The following is a 17,511-nucleotide window of genomic DNA, read 5'->3' on the forward strand; positions in this document are numbered from 1 at the left end:
GCGATTCCGGTGTCACTGGGATGACCGAAGCGTTTTTACCGGAAGATAGTCAGAAAGTTGGTATGAACGGCAGAGCGGTCTTGGCGTGGGTGACGGGTGTTCTGCTGACGCTGCTGGGGCTCGTGTTCCTGGTCGGCGCGCCGCCGGTCGGTGTCGTCGTCCTGCTGGTCGGGTTGTACGTGCTCCCGCCGGTCAACCGCCGGGTCGAGATCGACATCTCGCCGTCGTGGGCCGTGTCGTGGACCGCCGGTGTACTTCTGTTCCTGTTCGCGCTCGTGATCGTTCATCTGGTCCCGCTCGCTGGAGCGGTCGCCGCCGTCGGTGGGCTGTTCGCGCTTCCCCCTGTCCGCCGGCAGGTGACGAGTCGGACGGGCCGCGAACTCGGTCGCGGAGCGGTCGTCGGGGTCGTCCTGCTGGCCGCGGTCGGTGCGGGCGGAACGGCCGCGCTCGCGCTGGAGACCGACGAGACGCTCGGCACGGACACGAAGGTCCACGACGTGGGCGAGCGGTTCGTCGTCGACGAGGACGACACCGACCTCGCGGTCACCGTTCAGGGCGTCAACAGGACGTACTCGCTGGACCGCCCCGAGGCGGTAGTGGTGGGCTCCCCGGAGGAGGTGTATCTCGTCGTCACGGTCCGTATCGAGAACGTCGGTGACGAACACGTCCCCCTCCGGGAGAGCACCCTCCTGGCGGTCAGCGCCGACGACGAGCGAAGCTACCAGATGCACGAGGGCACGGACGATATCCGCGAAGGCGGTCCGTACCGGGCGCCGGGGCTGGAACTGTCGCCGACGACCTCCGGACCGCGCCTCGACGGCGGCGAGGAGATAACCCGGACCATCGCCTTCCGCGTCGACCGCGACCGGACGTATCTCCTCACGAACCAGGCGACCGGGCCGTACTCCGGTGCGGACCGTCACTACGTCCCGCTCGGGGACGTGTGACCGGTTGCGTGCCGGTTGCGTGTCACAACTATCAAGGTAATTGCTAGGCTGTCGTGATGTAATGGCAGACGACGATCGGAGTCGCAGACAGTTTCTCCGGGCGAGTAGCGTTCTGGGCGCTCTCGGGCTCGCAGGGTGTACGGGCGTACTAGAGGAGACGACCGCGACGCCGCCGGACGCCGGTGAGACGACGGAGGTACCGGAACTGGTGTCGACCGGGACGGCGACGCCCACGGCGGCCGAACAGCCGGCCACGACCGGCCCGACGGAGACCGATACCCCGACGGCGACCGCGACACCGGAACCGTCGGTCACGATCGGTGTCGCGGAAGAACTCGACCGACAACGGCCGGACCTCCCGGAGCAACCGGAACCGGATTGGACCGTCGCCGCGGACGGTAGCGGCGACTACGAATCGCTCAGCGAGGCGATGCGGATAGCCAAAGACGGTGAGGTGATCGAACTCAAGGCCGGGACCTACGAGATCACGTCCGGGGGAGAGATACAGTTCGTCGGCGCCGGACGGTCGGAGACGACGGTCAACGTCACTGCAGACGGTGTCAACGGGTCGGACTTCTCCTTTCACGGTCTGACGGTGGCCGAGATGCCGGCCGTCGCCGGGCTCAATACGTCTCTCCGGTTCTACGATTGCCTGGTCGAAACCTCGATCGAGGCCGCCCGGAGCAGCCGGAGCTACGGCGTCCACGGCGTCCGGTCCCGGTTCGTCGAGTCCGTCAACGCCGAACTGCTGGAGGCCAGCGGCTGTCTGTTCGAGAGCGAGGCCAGTCCGGTAAGTATGCGCGTCAGCGACTGTCGGTTCGAGTCGGGAACGAAGCTGTTCGATGCCAAGTCACTGGAACGGTGCGTCTTCGACGAGCCCGTTAGCCTGCGTCTCCAGGGCGGGGAGACGGTGTCCGACACGGTCTTCACTGGCGTATCAGTCGATGTCATCAACGCCCGCGAATCCGGCGTGATCACGAACTGCCACTTCCAGCAGCCGGACGGCTCCACCGAGGTCGCGTCGTTCACTGGCAACGGTGACGTGCGGTACTGTCGGTTCGAGGGATCTTGCGACCCGAACTGCCGATCCCTCTTCGCCAACGAGTTCACCGCGGACGGGGCTGTAGAGTACTTCATCGACGGGCGAGCGCCGTCGGAGTTCGTCGCGAACGTCTTCGACGGCGCCGATATCCGGGTCGACTCGCTTCGCAACGATTTCGACTACAAGACCGCCCCGTATCTCGAAGCCGCGGAACTCGGGAACTACTACAGCGGGCACGACGAGTCGGACGAAGACGGTGACGACATCGTCGATCTCCCGTACCCGATATCCGGCGAGATGGGCCTGACAGACAGGTACCCGTTGGCTTCCAAGGACATCGCGAGGTACCTCCCAGTGACCGCCGAGTGTGAGTTCTGTGGCTAAGCGGAGGCCCGACGAGTTCCCGGGGAGGTAGCTCAGGCGTCCCCGACGGACCGGAGGGGCTCGACGATGTTTTCTCGACGTCACCGGAGCGCTCGCGACAGCGGGCTGTTCCGGGCTGATGAGGTCGTCGACGCCGATGGCCACCCCACAGGGGACAGACGCGGCCGTGGTCGTGGACGGGTGTCGGACGACGATCCGGAAGGGCGAGCGCCAGCGTTCGACGACGCCGACTACCGCTCGGAGTCGACGAACGACGCGAGAGTAATACACCATCGGATCAGCGAGGGAATCCGCTCCAGGCCCGTTCGGGTGGGGCGGCCCGGCGTTTGCAGGCGGCCGCGTCTCAGAGGTCTCCGTCGCGCTCCATCGACCGGAGTTCGCTGACGCGCTGGAAGATCTCGTCGAGTTCGCCGTCCTCGCGCTTGTCGTCGACGTGGCCGTAGACGAACCCCATCCGGTGGTTGCTCCGCAACTCGTCCTCGTTGCGGTCGAGGAAGTCCCAGTACAGCGCGTTGAGCGGGCAGGCGCCTTTGCCGGTGGTCCTGTCGGGGTCGTAAGCGCAGTCGCCGCAGTAGTCGCTCATCCGGTCGACGTAGTTGGCCGAGGCGACGTACGGCTTGGTGGCGAAGACGCCGCTGCCGTAGGCCCCCATCTCGACGACGTTCGGCGTGGTCACCCAGTGGTAGGCGTCGACGTAGGTCGCGTGGAACCACTCGTTCAACTCGGCGGGGTCGACCCCCCACAGCGTCGCGAAGTTCGAGAGGACCATCAGCCGCTGGATGTGGTGGGCGTAGCCCCGCTCGTACACGTCGGCGACGCTGCCGCCGACGCAGGCCATGTCGGTCTCGCCGTTCCAGAAGGCGTCGGGGAGAGCCCGGTCGGCGCCCAGTCGGTTCGCTTCGGCCAGGTCTGGCATCGCGTGGCGGTAGACGTGGCGCACGAACTCGCGCCAGCCGAGGAACTGGCGGACGGCGCCCTCGGCGGAGTTGAGCGGCACGTCCGCCCGGCTCTCGTAGGCGTCTTCGACGGCCGTGACCGCTTCCCAGGGGTGGAGCAGCCCGAGGTTGACCGCCGGCGAGAGCAGCGCGTGGGCCATCGCCGGGTCGTCGGCCCGCATCGCGTCCTGGTACGGGCCGAACTCGGGCAGCCGTTCGGCGACGAAGTGGTCGAGCGCGGCCAGCGCGTCCTCGCGGGTGACCGGCCAGGCGAAGCCGTCGGTCGATCCCCAGGTGTCGAACTCCGCGGCGACCCACTCGCTCACCGCGGCGGTCAGGTCGTCGCGTTCAGGCTCGTACACCGGCGGGGCCTCCCAGTCGTCGGGCGGGACCGCCCGGTTGTCCGCGTCGAGGTTCCACTCGCCGCCGACCGGGCCGCCGTCCGCCATCAGGACGCCGCTCTCGCGGCGCATCCACCGGTAGAAGCTCTCGTGACGGAAGGCGTCGGTCTCGCCGTCGGCCCACTCGTCGAAGGCCGCGCGGGTGGAGCAGAACAGTTCGTTGCCGACGAGGTCGAGGTCGCCGCCGACGGCGTCGACGAGGTCGGCGAAGCGGCCGCCGCTGCGGTGGCTCGGCGAGCGCATGGCGACGAGCGTGTCGTCGGGGTGTCGCTCGAAGTACGTCGCGAGGCCCTCGCGGAACGTCTCGGCGCGGACGTACTCGACCTCGTAGCCGGCCGCGCGGAGTTCGTCCCGGAAGTGACGCATCGCGGCGAAGACGAGCGTGAGCTTGTGGTGGTGAAAGGGCTTGCGCCGGGCGAACCCGTGGGCCTCGATCATGCAGACGCGCGACCCCGGCGGCGCGCGGCCGAGCGGTCCGACCTCGGGGTGGAGGTGGGTCCCGAGGACCCAGGGGACGCGGTTCGGATCGGTCAGGTCGTACTCGTCGGGGGTTCCGACGACCGGGCGTGGCTGTGTCATGGCGGAGACGGGGCCGATATCTCACCTAGCGGGACTCGCACAATAGAGGCGGTACCCACACAGTTCGACCGGGGTCGCCACGCGTCCGGTCCGCGCCGCGTCCGCGCCCGGCCGGACACCTCGTCCCGCTCACCCGCTCCGAGGTTCGCCACCCATCGCTTCGCCGCCGCTCGCAGTCCCGCCCCGTCGACCCGCGTAGCCGACGTACACCAGCAGGACACCGGTCGACAGCAGGTGGACCCCCGTCAGGAGTCCGACCGCCCACGCGGCCGTGCTCGGGAAGCCGGCCCACAGCAGGACGGCCAGCCCCAGCGAGACGGCGCCGCTCGCGACGTACCAGAGCCAGTTGGGCTCCGAGCGCGCCCGGATCCCCATCGCGACTTCGATGACCCCTTCGACCGCGAAGTAGGCGATGAGCAGGATCGTCACCGTCGTCAGGCCGAGCACCGGGTTGGCCAGCAGCGAGATCCCGGCGACCGCGTAGACGACCGCGAGCGCGACCTGCCAGACCGTCCCGGCGACCCCGCCCGCCGAGAAGGCGTTGACGGCGTGCCCGAGCGCGCCGACGACCAGCAGCGCGCCGAGCAGGACCGAGACAGCGACGCCGGTCACGAACGGCGCCGCGATCGCGGTCAGTCCGAGGACGGTGATCAGGAGGCCGGCGCCCATCAGATACCGCCAGCCCCGCTGTACGTCCGCCGATTCGACCGAGGAAGTGTCTGTGCTCATCGGCTCTCTCTCCCGTTAGGAGTACGCCGACCCCCGAGATAACCGTATTCGTGGCGCCCTATCGACATTGTTACTAGGTCACGCACCGTTACGGACGGTTGAATACGGTTACCGGAGAACGGAGCGGCTACTCGCCCGCCGCCGGGGTTCGGCCGGGCTCGCGGCGCGGCGGCGCGGCGGATCCGAATCGGTCGGATATCGGCTCTCGGCCGCCGCCCGCGGGACTGGCCACAGATCCGGTTCCAAGTGGGAACAACCGACTTGACGGCTTCGCCCCTCGCTTCGAAACGAGATGGGACGGGTTTCGTCGCCGCTCGCGAGCCCCGCGGTCGTCCGGCGGTGGTCGAAGGCGGTCGCTGCCCGTGGTCGGTCGCGTGTCGCCGGCGCCGCTCGCACCGGACCGGCGGTCGAACGGGGGAGCGCGGGCGGATGACCGACGCCTACTACCTCCTCAGCGACCTCCACATCGGCGGCGACGAGCAGTTGCGCCACGTCGACTTTCGCGAGGAACTGATCGAGTTCCTCCGCGACCTGGCGGACAGCGACGAGGACGCCGAACTGCTGATCAACGGCGACGCGTTCGGGCTGTGGGAGCTCACCGAGGTCGAGGGGCCGGCGAAGTTCGACGCGCTGGTCGCGGACTACCCGGACCTGTTCGCGCAGTTGCGCGCGACCGGCGAGCGGGTCCCGATCACGCTCATCCCGGGCAACCACGACTACGAACTCGCCGCCCACGACGAGTACGTCGACCGGCTCGCCGAGTACAACGTGACGCTCGACCAGTCGGTGTCGATCACGCGCGAGCTGGGCGATTCCGTCGTCCACGTCGAACACGGGATGCAGCAGGACCCGAACAACCGGATCCCGGACTTCGGGAACCCGTACGCGAATCCGCCGGGCTACTTCGTCAACCGCCAGATCACGAGCCGTGCGGGGCGGCTCTCGGGCCGCGGGAAGTACAACTGGCTCAGGGACATCCAGGCGGTGACGCCGATGACGCAGATCCCCGACTGGCTCGTCTCGAACTACTTCTACCGGGAGATGAGCGCCTGGCTGCGCTTCGCGGTCGTCCCCTTCCTGTTGCTGTTCAACGCGGCGCTGTGGTACGTCGGTGTCGTCGCCCTCGACGCGACCGGGGTCTGGTCGCTCCCGATGGAAGCCGTCCAGGACGCGCTCGCTCTGTTCGGTCCGGTCGGGTACCTCGTCGACATCGTCCTGACGGCCAATCTGGTGCTCGTCGGGCTGCTGCTCGTGATCGCCGCCCCGCTGTACGTCTTCGCCAGGGACGTGCGGAAGACGCTCCGGCGGTTCGGGCTCGTCCACGAGGGGAGCGACGAGGACCCCGTCGAGAAGTACCTCGACCGGGCGCGGGCGGTCTTCCGGGCCGACCCCGCCGTCGCCGTCTACGTCTACGGCCACACCCACCGCCCGTCGACGACCGAAGTCGGCGACCGGCTCGTGATCAACACCGGCACGTGGCTCAAACGCCTGCACCGCGTCGATCCGGTCGTCGGCCTCCTCCCGCCGGTGTACTACGCGTCGTTCCGGCTCAACTACTTCCGGCTCACCGCGGCCGACGACGGGGGCGTCCGGGTCGACTACGAGGTCGTCGACAAGCCCGACCCCGACGACGAGACGCTCCTCCAGCGGCTCCTCACCCGCCCGCCGGAATCCGAGGCGCAGATTCCGGAGACGACCGTCGTCGACCCGCCCGCGCCGCTCGACGAGCCGGTGTCCGAGCCCGCCGAGGAGTGAGCGGCCCACCCGGGGCTACGGCGCGGTCGCCGATGGGGTCGCCGGGTCGACCGGTGCGGTCGTGCCGTTCGCGGCGGTCGCGGTCGGTGACCGGTCGGTGCCGTCGGCGGTCGCGGTCGGTCCCGGGGTCGTGACGGTGACGGCCTCGGAGCCGGGGACACAGAACGCGTCGGGGCGGTCGACGGTGACGGTGCCGACTTCGCCGACGGCGAACGTCTCGACTTCGGTGGTGTTGACGATGCCGTCGATGGTGTCGCGCTGGAGCGTCCGGACCTGCCGGACGCGGCGGACGACGCCGCGGCGGTCGACGAACACCGTCGACTCGACGCTCAGCGCCTCGCCGGAGCCGACGAGAATCTCGATATCGCGGGCCTCTTGGAAGACGCGCACCTCGGTGCCGTTCCAGGTTCGCGTGCCGATCTGCGTGTAGTTGTAGTCGCCGATCCGCTCGTCGAGCCAGCTCTCGCCGGTCAGGGCATCGCGGTACCGGGCCGACCCGGGCGAGTCGGGGTCGTAGGGCTGGCGGTCGACCGCGACGCCGTCCTCGACCTGCCGGAGCCGGTAGATCGTTCCGGCGACGGCGAACACGCGGACCGACTGGAAGCCCAGCGTGACCCCCTCGTAGGTGAACGCGGTGACACCGGGCATGGCTCGCACCCGGGTGCCGTCCATCCGGAGGGAGAAGCTGTAGTCGTCCAGCGCCGCCCCGTGACCGGCGACGATATCGTCGCCGGCGACCGTCCCGTTCGTGGTCGCCAGTGGCACGGGCGTCGCCGGCGTCGGGGCCGGCGTCCGGTCGTCGGCCGCGACCCGCGGGGCGAGACACTCCGTCGGCGTCGGCGTGGCCGTCCGCAGCGACTCGGCGGTCGGGACCTCGACGGGCGTCAGCGTCGCCGTCTCGGGACGGTCCGTACCGTCCCCGCCGGCGAAGGCGTTACAGCCGGCGAGGACGACCAGCAGCGCGACGACGACGGTACGTCGATGCACGCTCCCCACTGAGGAGTCGACCCGCAAAAACCTACGCACGGCGATGCCCGGGGGCCGCGGGTTCGACGCCGGTCGCTCCGGCCGCCGGGGTGGACGCGCGTCCACGGCCCGTACCGACGGGGCAGGCTTATCGCCGTGCCGCCGTTGGGGTCGGTATGAACGCAGCCGACGACGCCGCCGACGCTCGCGACGCCCGCCTGGGCGTCGACGTGGGCGGCACCTTCACCGACGTGGCGCTGGTCGTCGACGGCGAGTTGACGACCGCGAAGGTCCCGACGACCGACGACCAGTCCAGCGGGGTCGTCGCCGGGATCGAGGCGGCCTGCAACGCCGCCGGCGTCGACCCGAGCGCCGTCGTCGGATTCCGCCACGCCACCACCGCCGCGGTCAACGCCGTCCTCGAAGGCGCGGGCGCTCGGACGGCGCTCGTCACCACGGAGGGCTTCGCCGACGCCGTCGAGATCGGTCGCCAGGACCGCCCCGACCTGTACGACCTCTCGGCGGAGAAACCCGAGCCGCTCGTCCCGCGCGAGCGACGGTTCGAGGTGGCCGAGCGCACCACCACGGAGGGGATCGAACGGGCGGTCGACCCCGACGGGATCCGGGAGCTCGCCGACGCGCTCGACGGGAACTGCGAGAGCGTGGCCGTCTCGTTCCTCCACGCGTACGCCCATCCAGACAACGAGCGCCGGGCCGCCGAGATACTGCGCGAGGAACTGGCCGTCCCGGTGTCGGCCAGCCACGAGGTGCTGGCGGCGTTCCGCGAGTACGAGCGGACGGCGACGACCGTCGCCGACGCCTACGTGACCCCGACCGTCGACGACTACCTCGCGCGGCTGTCAGAGCGGGCCGCGGACCTGGCGCTCCCGCCGGTGCGAGTGATGCAGTCCAACGGCGGGATCGCGGACGCCGAGACCGTCAGGGAGCGCGCGGTCACGACGCTGCTGTCGGGACCGGCGGCGGGCGTCGTCGGGGCGGCGCGGTTCGAACGGACCGCCGACGCCGGGCTCGTGACCTTCGACATGGGCGGCACCTCCTCCGACGTGAGCCTCGTCCGCGGGGGGAGCGCCGAGCGGACGACCGACGCCGAGATCGGGGGCCACCCCGTCGGCGCGCCGATGGTCGACGTACACACCGTCGGCGCGGGCGGCGGGTCGATCGCCCGGGTCGACAAGGGGGGTGCGCTTCGGGTGGGACCCGAATCCGCGGGCGCCGAGCCCGGCCCGGCCTGCTACGGGAAGGGCGGCGACGAACCCACGGTCACCGACGCGGCGGTCGTGCTGGGGTATCTCGGCGCCGATACGACGCTCGGCGGGGGGCTCGAACTCGACGCCGACCGCGCCGAGGCGGTGATGGAGGACCTCGCGGACGCGGCCGGCCTCGACACGGTCGTCGACGCCGCCCAGGGCGTCTACCGGGTGGCCAACGCGACGATGGCGCGGGCGATCCGCGGCGTGACCGTCGAGCGGGGCCACGACCCCCGGGAGTTCGCCCTCGCGGCGTTCGGCGGCGCCGGCCCGATGCACGCCGCCACGCTCGCCGACCGGCTGGGGGTCGAGACCGTCCTCGTCCCGCCCGGCAACGGCGTCCTCTCGGCGCTGGGCCTGCTGGCCGCCGACGAGCGCCACGACGCGACCCGGACCTACCGCACCGGCCTCGCCGGCGCCGACGCCGGGGCGGTCGAGTCGGTGTTCGACGAGCTTGCCGACGAGGCGCTCGCCGACGCGAGCGACGCCGAGACCGCGGCGGTCGAGCGCGCGGTCGAGTGTCGCTACGCGGGCCAGAGCTTCGAACTCGCGGTCGACGCGCCCGACCCGTTCGACCCCGAGACCGTGCGCGACCGGTTCCACGACGAACACGAGCGCGCCCGGGGCTACCGCATGGACGAGCCGGTCGACCTGGTCACCTGCCGAGTCACGGCGACGGTGCCGGGCGACCCGCCCGCCATCGCGTACGACCCCGAGGGCGACCCACTGGTCGGCAAGCGCGACGTGTTCTTCGAGTCGGGGTTCTACCGCGCGCCGGTGTACGACCGCGCCCGCGTCCCGGTCGGCGTGTCCGTCGACGGCCCGACGATCTTCGCCGGCGGCGAGAGCACCGTCGTCCTCCCGCCGCAGTGGACCGCCCGCGCCGACGAACAGGGGACGCTCGTGCTGGAGGCCGGTGAGCAATGAGTCGGGACCGTGATCTGAGATCGAGACGAGGCGATGCGACGCTCCATGCGGCGCGCGCTGTCGTCTCGGAATCGCTCGCGATTCCGATGGGCCGTCAGAGCAGCGCTCTGACACTGGCGCGCTCTCGTGCGCGCGACGGCACCCGTGCGAGGTCTGCGGGCGAGCCGAGCGTCGCTCGCATGGCCCGAGGGAGCGCTGCTCCCTCGCTGTCTTCGCGAGATCTGCGAGCGCAGGCTCGTCGGAGCTTGCTCCGACGGTGGATGAGGGAGCGACCGCAGGGAGCGAGCGAATCGGTCGGGGAGGCCCGTGGCTTACGGTGGCGGTGCGGTCGGTTCGGGTGGACTGAAAGGGGCCGCCGCGAGCGCGAACCCCGGCGACGTAAGCACTGGACCGAGCGACCGGCAGGAGCGAGGGAAGCGCGCAGCGAGCCGCGGGAGCACTCGCGGCGGGGGCTTTCGGCACCCGTTCCCGTGGGCGGGCTCGCAGTAGCTCGCGCCACCGATCGAGACGGCACCAACGGAGGACACGACGAATGATGGCCCTCGACCCGGTCGAACTCGAGATACTGCGAAACCAGCTCGAAAGCGTCGCCGAGGAGATGGGACAGGTCCTGATCCGGGGGGCGTACTCGCCGAACATCACCGAGCGGCGGGACTGCTCGACGGCCGTCTTCGATGCCGACGGGCGGCTGGTCGCCCAGGCCGAACACATCCCGGTCCACCTCGGGGCGATGCCCGAAGCGGTCGACGCGGTGCTCGACCGCGACCCCGAACCGGGCGACGTGTTCGCGCTGAACGACCCCTTCGAGGGCGGCACGCACCTCCCGGACGTGACGCTCGTCTCGCCGATCGCGCCCGAAACGGATTCGACTCCGCCCGACGGGAGCGACGCCGACACTGACGCCACGGACGACGAAATCCTCGGCTACGCGGTCTCGCGGGCCCACCACGCCGACGTGGGCGGGATGGCGCCGGGGAGCATGCCGGCGGGCGCCCGGGACATCCACCAGGAAGGGCTACGGATTCCGCCCGTCAGGCTCGTCGCGGACGGGGAGATCGACGACGAGGTCGAGTCGCTCGTCCTCGCGAACGTCCGCGACCCCGACGAGCGCCGCGCGGACCTGCGGGCGCAGATCGCCGCCAACGAGCGCGCCGAGGAGCGGATCGCCGACCTCCTCGCCGCCCACGGCGACCGCCTGCTCGCGGCGTTCGACGCCGTGATCGACTACTCCCGCGAGCGCGTCGAGAGCGAACTCCGCGCGCTCCCCGACGGCACCTACCGCGCCAGCGACGTGCTGGAGGGCGACGGCGTCACCGACGAGGAGATCCCCGTGGAGGTGACAGTCACCGTCGACGGCGCCGCGGTCGACGTGGACTTCGCCGGCACCGCCGACCAGGTCGCCGGCAACGTCAACGCCCCCCTGACCGTCGCCAAGAGTGCCGTATACTTCGTGATCAGGTGTATTACTGACCCCGAGATACCGCCGAACCAGGGGTGTTACGACCCGATCACGGTGGACGCGCCCGAGGGGTCGCTGTTGAACCCCGAACCGCCGGCGGCGGTCGTCGGCGGGAACGTGGAGACGAGCCAGCGGGTGACGGACGTGGTCTTCGCGGCGCTGGCCGAGGCGGCGCCCGACCGGGTCCCCGCGGGCGGGCAGGGGACGATGAACAACCTCGTCGTCGGCGACGCCGAGTTCGCCTACTACGAGACCGTCGGCGGCGGCGCGGGCGCGAACTTGGGGAGCGACGGCCTCTCGGGCGTCCAGGTCGGGATGACGAACACGCTGAACACGCCGGTCGAGGCGCTGGAAGCGGCCTACCCGCTGCGGGTCGAGCGCTACGCGCTCCGCGGGGGCAGCGGCGGCGACGGCCGACATCGCGGCGGTGACGGGCTCGTTCGGAGCGTCCGGGTCGAGACCGACGCGACCGTCTCGCTGCTGACCGAGCGGCGTCGACACGCTCCGCGGGGGATCGCGGGCGGTGCGGACGGCCGGCCGGGGGTCAACCGCATCGACGGCGAGCGCGTCCCCTCGAAAGTCACCCGAGAGGTGTCGGCGGGGACGACCGTCACCGTCGAGACGCCCGGCGGCGGCGGTCACGGCGGATCGGCGACCGAGCGGGTCGACGAGTCCGGACCGGCCGACGACAGCGACGAGCGGTCGGCCGACGCGGAGTGACCGACCGGCCGACGCGACGGGAGCCTTAAGTCCCTCCTGACTGTTTGGTCAGGTCATGGCAGACCGAGCGGCTGCGGCCGTGGTGGTGGTGTTGTGTGTCGTCGCGCTGGCGCTGACGGCGTCGACGCTCTCGGCCACGTCGAGCAACCAGCGGGGCGCGGGCGACGGCGACCGGGTCGGGGCCAGCGACGACCCGCTGGGCCAGCAGACGCCGGTCAACGAGAGCGCGCCCGACGCGCCCGGACTGCCGGGCGACCTGGTGGCGATCCTGATCGCGGCGGCGGTCGTACTGGCGATCCCGGGGGCGCTGTTGATGGGGTACGACCGGGTGCTCGGCATCGCCGCCGCAGTCGTGTTGTTCGTCGGACTGCTGGGGCTGTACGTTCTCCTCTCCGGGACGATCGACGTCCCGTCGCCCGGCGGTGCCCTCCCGAACGCGTCCGGCGATCCGCTCGGTGGCGGCGGCGACCTGGGCAGCGCCGACGAGAGCGCGGCGGACAACGCCCGGGACCTCCCCTCGCTGGTGACGTTCGGCGTCGTCGGGTTCGCGCTGTTGGCCGCGCTGGGGCTGATCTACTACGCCAGCGCCAGCGTCGACGCGTCGGTCGACCCGACGCCGCCGCCCGAGCCCGACTCGCCCGACCGGGAGTCGGTCGGGACCGCGGCGGCCCGCGCGGCCGACCGCATCGACGACCACGAGGGCGACGCCGAGAACGCCGTCTACGAGGCCTGGGTCGAGATGACGACCGCGCTCGAGGTGCCCGACCCCGCGACGAGCACGCCCGGCGAGTTCGCCGACGCCGGGACCGCGGCCGGGATGGACGAGGCCCGCGTCGCCGAGCTGACCGACCTCTTCGAGCGGGTCCGCTACGGGTCCGAGCCCGTCACCACCGACCACGAACGGCGGGCCGTCGAGACCCTGCGTGCGATCCAGGCGGCCCACGAGGGGGTCGACGCCGACTCCGTGGCCGCGGCCGCCGCCGCCGAGTCAAACGGTGGGTCGCCGGTTGGCGACGGCCCGGGAGACGAGACGGGGGCGACCGATACCGGTGGCGACGAACCCGACGAGTCGGGTGATCGGACGTGAGCCCGGACGACGTGGACCGGGACCCCGGGAGCGTCACCGACCAGCGCCTCCAGCAGGGCCAGGCCATGGGGCGGACGATGGAAAGCGTCGACACGGGCGTGACGGGCGACATCGACTTCGAAGCGCCGTCGGTGCGCGACAATCCGGTCAAGACGGCCATCGGGCTGGTCGTCGTCGTGGCGGGGTTGGCCGCGGTCGTCGGCCTCGACGCGGTGCCCGCGCTCCCGTTCGGGAACGGCGTCGTGGCCGGGATATCGATCTCGGCGATCCTCACCGGGTCGCTCGCGCTGGCCCGACGGGCGTTCACCGATTACGAGACGGCCGAGACGGCCGACGTGGAGTACCGCGAGTCGGTCACCGTCCCCGGTTCGGACTTCGACGACGCGCTCGCCGGCGCGATCCACGGGCTGAGCCGGACGCGCGTGGACGCCCGCCGCGACGTGACCGAACGACTCCGGCGCGCGGCCGTCTCGATCTACGCGCAGGCCGAGCGCATCCCCGAGGCGGAGGCCCGCGAGGCCGTCGCCCTGGGGACGTGGACCGACGACCCCGTCGCCGCGGCCCTGCTCTCCGACGAGGCGTCGGTCTCGTCCACCGGCGACCAGGTCCGGTCACTCGTCGGTCGCCGACCGAAGCTCGCGACCGACACCGACCGCGTGCTGGCCGAACTGGCCGCCCTCGCGCCCGGTCTCGACGCCGCCGACTGGGCGGACGAAGCGTCGACCGACGCCGACCGCCCCTCGACGGTCCGGACGACCGACCGGCGGCGCCGACAGGTCGACCGGCGGACGAACCGGTGGACGGGCCTGACGGGGCTGGGCCTGCTCGCCGTCGGCGTCGGCATCTGGGCCGGCCACTCGGCGGTGCCGCCGTCGCTGATGGTCGCCGCCGCGACCGTCGTCGGCGCCGCCGGCTACGTCTACCTCTCCTCGCCGCCGCCCGTCGAACTGGCCGTCGAGCGCGACCTCTCCGCGACCGACCCCGCGCCGGGCGACCCCGTCACCGTGACCGTCCGCGTCACCAACGAGAGCGACGACCTCCTCCCCGACCTGCGACTGGTCGACGGCGTCCCGCCGGCGGTCCGGGTCGTCGACGGGTCGCCGCGGTTCGCCACCGCGCTGCGGGCCGGCGAGACCGTCTCCTTCTCCTACACCGTCGAGGCGGTCCGGGGCGACCACCCGTTCGACCCGGTCCACGTCGTCGCCCGCGACTTCAGTGGCGCGCTCGAACGCGAGCGCCACATCCCGGGCGAGGGCGAGACGGCCGTCTCCTGCGCGCTCGATCTGAGCGCCGACGAGGAGATCCCGGTCCACCCCCAGACGGCCCGGCGGGTCGGTCGCGTCGTCACCGACACCGGGGGCAGCGGCGTCGAACTCCACTCCGTCCGGGAGTACCAACGGGGCGACCCCCTCTCCCGGATCGACTGGAACCGCGTCGCCCGCTCCGGGGAGTTCGCCACCCTGCTCTTCCGGGAGGAACACGCCGCGACGGTCGTGGTCCTCGTCGACGCCCGCGCGGAGGCGTACGTCGCCCCGCGGGTCGACGCCCCCTCCGCGGTCGACCACTCCATCGCCGCCGCGGACGTGGTCGTCGCCTCGCTCATCGGCGCCGGCGACTCCGTGGGGGTGGCCGCCCTCTCGCCGGAGCGCTGTTGGCTCGAACCCCGCGGCGGCGCCACGCAGGCCGCCCGCGCCCGCAGCCTGCTCGAACGCCACCCCGCATTCGACGGGAACCGGCCCGAGGGCGCCTTCTACGGCGAGTTCGCCGAGCGCCGGCTCCGCCGGGAACTCCCCAGCGACGCCCAGCTCGTCCTCTGTTCGCCGCTCGCCGACGACGACGCCGTCGACATCGTCCGCCAGCTGCACGCCCGCGGATACCCGGTCACGGTGCTCAGCCCGGACGCGACCGCCGGCGCCTCGACCGGCCAGCGGCTGGCCAGCGTCGAGCGGGCGATGCGGATCTCCCGGTTGCGCCGCGCGGGCGTCCGCGTCGTCGACTGGGACCCCGACAGGCCGCTGGAGACGGCCATCGACGCCGCCCAACGGCGGTGGTCGGCGTGAGCGTCGTCCGCCGCCCCGCCCGCGAGTCGGTGTGGATCGCCCTCGCGCCCGGCGTCGTCGCCGTCCTCGGCCTCGCGGTCAACCTCGGCTCGTTCGTCGTCGCCGCGGCCGGCCTCGCCGTCGTCGGCTACGGGACCGACCGCGCCTCGCGCGCGATCGTGACCGCGGGGAGCGGCCTGATCTTCGCCGGCGTCCTCAACGCCGGCGCTCGCGGCGCCCCGCCGGCCGTCCTGCTGCTCGTGACCGCCGCCACGATCGTCACCTGGACGACCGCCGAGCACGTCGTCGGCCTCGCCGAACACCTTGGTCGCGAGGCCCCGGTCCAGCGGTCGATCCTCGTCCACCTCGGCGGCGCGACGCTGACGACGCTGGTGGCCGGCGGCATCGGCCTCGGCGTCTTCCTGGCCTCGACCGCCACGCTCACGCCCGGCGTCCTCGTCTTCCTGCTCGTCGGCAGCGGGCTGTTGCTGTACGCGCTGGAACCGTAGCGCGGGTCCCGGCCCGGCCCGGCCCGGCCCGGCCCGGCCCGGTTCACCACAAAGATTTCCCGGTCGCCGGTCCGACCACTCGGTCGACAGCATGGCACTCGCTACTCGACCGGCCATCGTCGCGGCGCTCGCGGGAGCCGGTCTCCTGGCGGTCCTCGCCGGACTGGTCCACTGGTACGGTCCGCTGTGGGCCGGCGCCCTGGTCGTCGCCGGCGCGGGCTACGTCGCCTTCGAGACCGCTTTCGCCGACGCGTCGTTCTGACGGACTCCCGTCCGACGCGCACCGCTCGTTTGCAAGGTGAAGGCAGTTGCGCGAGCCGACCGGAACGGGGGTATGTCCGAAAGCGACGACGACCACGAGCAAGGGGTCGAGTTCGGGTCGATCGAATCGGTGTTCGAGGAGGTGTCCTACCCGGTGACCGCGGGCGAACTCGCCGAGGAGTACGGCGACCGGGAGATCGGGCGCACGAGCGCCGACCCGATCGCCATCCGGGATCTCTTCGCCGGCGCGGGCGAGCAGTCGTTCGAGTCCGACGAGGAGCTGCGCCAGGGGATGCTCAACATGATGCCCGCCGAGTCGGTGGGACGGCAGCGCTACTCCGACCGCGGGGGGTCCGACCAGGACGACATCGACCAATCGGAGATGCAGGCGGACAACGAGCGGCAGGTCGAGGACCGCGGCGAGTGACCGGCCTCAGACCGTCGGGACCGGTATCTCGTCGAGGACGCTGTCGACGACCGACGATTTCTGCACCTCGTCGACGCGGGCGTCGGGCGTGAGGACGATGCGGTGGGCCAGCACCGGCTGGGCGACGCGTTTCACGTCGTCGGGGGTGACGTACTCGCGGCCGACCATGGCGGCGCGGGCGCGGGTCGCCTCCAGCAGGCGCTGGGTGCCCCGCGGCGAGACGCCCACCTCGACGCGCCGGTCCTGGCGGGTCGCGCGGGCGATGGCCGAGACGTAGGTCACCAGGTCGTCGTCGACGCGGACCTGCTCGGGCGCCTCGCGCAGGCTCGTCACGAGGTCCTGGTTCAGCACCGGCGAGACCGACGGGCTCTGCTCGCTGCGGCCCAGGCGGCGGTGGAGCAGCTCCTCCTCGCCGGCCTCGTCGGGGTAGCCGATGGAACTCTTGACGAGGAAGCGGTCGACCTGCGCCTCGGGGAGTTCGAAGGTGCCCTCCATCTCGACGGGGTTCTGCGTCGCGAGGACGAAAAACGGGGAGGGCAGCTCGTAGGTGTCGCCGTCGACGGTGACCTGTTCCTCCTCCATCGCTTCGAGGAGGGCGGACTGGGTCTTGGGCGGCGCGCGGTTGATCTCGTCGGCCAGCACGACGTTCGCGAACAGGGGGCCCTCGTTGAACTCGAACTCCCGCTCGCGCTCGTTGAAGACGTGCGTGCCGGTGATGTCCGCGGGCAGCAGGTCGGGGGTGAACTGCACGCGGGAGAAGTCGAGGCCGAGGGCGGTGGCCATGCTGCGGGCGGTGAGCGTCTTCCCGGTCCCCGGCACGTCCTCCATGAGAACGTGGCCGCGGCCGACGAATCCCAGCAGCACGGTCTCGAGGAACTCACGGTCGGCGATGACGGCCGACCCGATCTCGTCGAGGACCCGGTCGCACTCCGCGTTCGCTTCGCTTACGTCCATGGAATCCCGTGAGCGCGCCGACAAGTTAGGCGTTGGGTCTGGCGTCGCGGTCGCCGGGCCGCGTGGAGGTCCGCCGGCGGCCCGCCCTCGCCGACTCCCCGACGCGAGCGGGACGAACCGTA

At 71.7% G+C, this 17,511-nt stretch carries 14 protein-coding genes; 10 read left to right on the top strand and 4 right to left on the bottom strand.

Translation table 11 applies throughout. The annotated features are described in order from the left end of the window. The first annotated feature begins 62 nt into the window (after positions 1–62). A complete protein-coding gene (locus HZS55_RS08355; RefSeq protein ID WP_179911232.1) occupies positions 63–947 on the top strand; it encodes a hypothetical protein in 885 nt (294 codons plus the stop codon). 61 nt (positions 948–1,008) lie between these two features. Then, the gene (locus HZS55_RS08360) at positions 1,009–2,373 is read left to right on the top strand and encodes a hypothetical protein (protein ID WP_179911233.1); all 1,365 of its coding nucleotides are present in this window, start codon (positions 1,009–1,011) and stop codon (positions 2,371–2,373) included. Between the two features lie 343 nt (positions 2,374–2,716). On the opposite strand, the gene HZS55_RS08365 is transcribed toward HZS55_RS08360, so the two are convergent. Together HZS55_RS08365 and HZS55_RS08370 are read right to left on the bottom strand one after the other, a co-directional pair. Next, positions 2,717–4,288 carry a cryptochrome/photolyase family protein gene (locus HZS55_RS08365; protein WP_179911234.1) on the bottom strand — a complete coding sequence of 524 codons (1,572 nt, stop codon included), beginning with the start codon at positions 4,286–4,288 and terminating at the stop codon, positions 2,717–2,719. Positions 4,289–4,417: 129 nt separating this feature from the next. Next, on the bottom strand, positions 4,418–5,017 hold the full coding sequence (locus tag HZS55_RS08370) for an HdeD family acid-resistance protein (RefSeq protein ID WP_179911235.1): 600 nt from the start codon (positions 5,015–5,017) through the stop codon (positions 4,418–4,420). A 429-nt stretch (positions 5,018–5,446) separates the two neighbouring features. Here HZS55_RS08370 and HZS55_RS08375 point away from each other — a divergent pair, with 429 nt between their 5' ends. Continuing rightward, complete coding sequence (locus tag HZS55_RS08375; protein WP_179911236.1) at positions 5,447–6,772, top strand: metallophosphoesterase; 1,326 nt, start codon at positions 5,447–5,449, stop codon at positions 6,770–6,772. Positions 6,773–6,787: 15 nt separating this feature from the next. On the opposite strand, the gene HZS55_RS08380 is transcribed toward HZS55_RS08375, so the two are convergent. After that, positions 6,788–7,759 carry a hypothetical protein gene (locus HZS55_RS08380; RefSeq protein ID WP_179911237.1) on the bottom strand — a complete coding sequence of 324 codons (972 nt, stop codon included), beginning with the start codon at positions 7,757–7,759 and terminating at the stop codon, positions 6,788–6,790. A gap of 155 nt (positions 7,760–7,914) precedes the next feature. Between HZS55_RS08380 and HZS55_RS08385 the strand changes: the two genes are divergently transcribed. The 7 genes from HZS55_RS08385 (at position 7,915) to HZS55_RS08415 (ending at position 16,435) form a co-directional block, all read left to right on the top strand. Beyond that, a complete protein-coding gene (locus tag HZS55_RS08385) occupies positions 7,915–9,933 on the top strand; it encodes a hydantoinase/oxoprolinase family protein (protein WP_179911238.1) in 2,019 nt (672 codons plus the stop codon). Between the two features lie 532 nt (positions 9,934–10,465). Beyond that, positions 10,466–12,112, top strand: coding sequence for a hydantoinase B/oxoprolinase family protein (locus HZS55_RS08390; RefSeq protein WP_179911239.1), 1,647 nt, complete (start codon positions 10,466–10,468; stop codon positions 12,110–12,112). A 55-nt stretch (positions 12,113–12,167) separates the two neighbouring features. Next, a complete protein-coding gene (locus tag HZS55_RS08395; protein WP_179911240.1) occupies positions 12,168–13,199 on the top strand; it encodes a DUF4129 domain-containing protein in 1,032 nt (343 codons plus the stop codon). Further along, positions 13,196–15,259: a DUF58 domain-containing protein gene (locus HZS55_RS22395; protein ID WP_246308392.1), complete on the top strand. Its 2,064-nt coding sequence runs from the start codon at positions 13,196–13,198 to the stop codon at positions 15,257–15,259. The genes HZS55_RS08395 and HZS55_RS22395 overlap by 4 nt, the downstream gene beginning before the upstream one ends. After that, a complete protein-coding gene (locus HZS55_RS08405) occupies positions 15,256–15,747 on the top strand; it encodes a DUF7519 family protein (protein WP_179911241.1) in 492 nt (163 codons plus the stop codon). Before HZS55_RS22395 ends, HZS55_RS08405 begins: the two co-directional genes overlap by 4 nt. A gap of 91 nt (positions 15,748–15,838) precedes the next feature. After that, a complete protein-coding gene (locus HZS55_RS08410; RefSeq protein ID WP_179911242.1) occupies positions 15,839–16,009 on the top strand; it encodes a hypothetical protein in 171 nt (56 codons plus the stop codon). A gap of 72 nt (positions 16,010–16,081) precedes the next feature. After that, the gene (locus HZS55_RS08415) at positions 16,082–16,435 is read left to right on the top strand and encodes a DUF5789 family protein (protein WP_179911243.1); all 354 of its coding nucleotides are present in this window, start codon (positions 16,082–16,084) and stop codon (positions 16,433–16,435) included. 6 nt (positions 16,436–16,441) lie between these two features. On the opposite strand, the gene HZS55_RS08420 is transcribed toward HZS55_RS08415, so the two are convergent. Beyond that, a complete protein-coding gene (locus HZS55_RS08420; RefSeq protein WP_179911244.1) occupies positions 16,442–17,389 on the bottom strand; it encodes an AAA family ATPase in 948 nt (315 codons plus the stop codon). Positions 17,390–17,511 lie beyond the last annotated feature (122 nt).

Origin of the sequence: Halosimplex rubrum (assembly GCF_013415885.1) — an archaeon.
Lineage (GTDB): Archaea > Halobacteriota > Halobacteria > Halobacteriales > Haloarculaceae > Halosimplex > Halosimplex rubrum.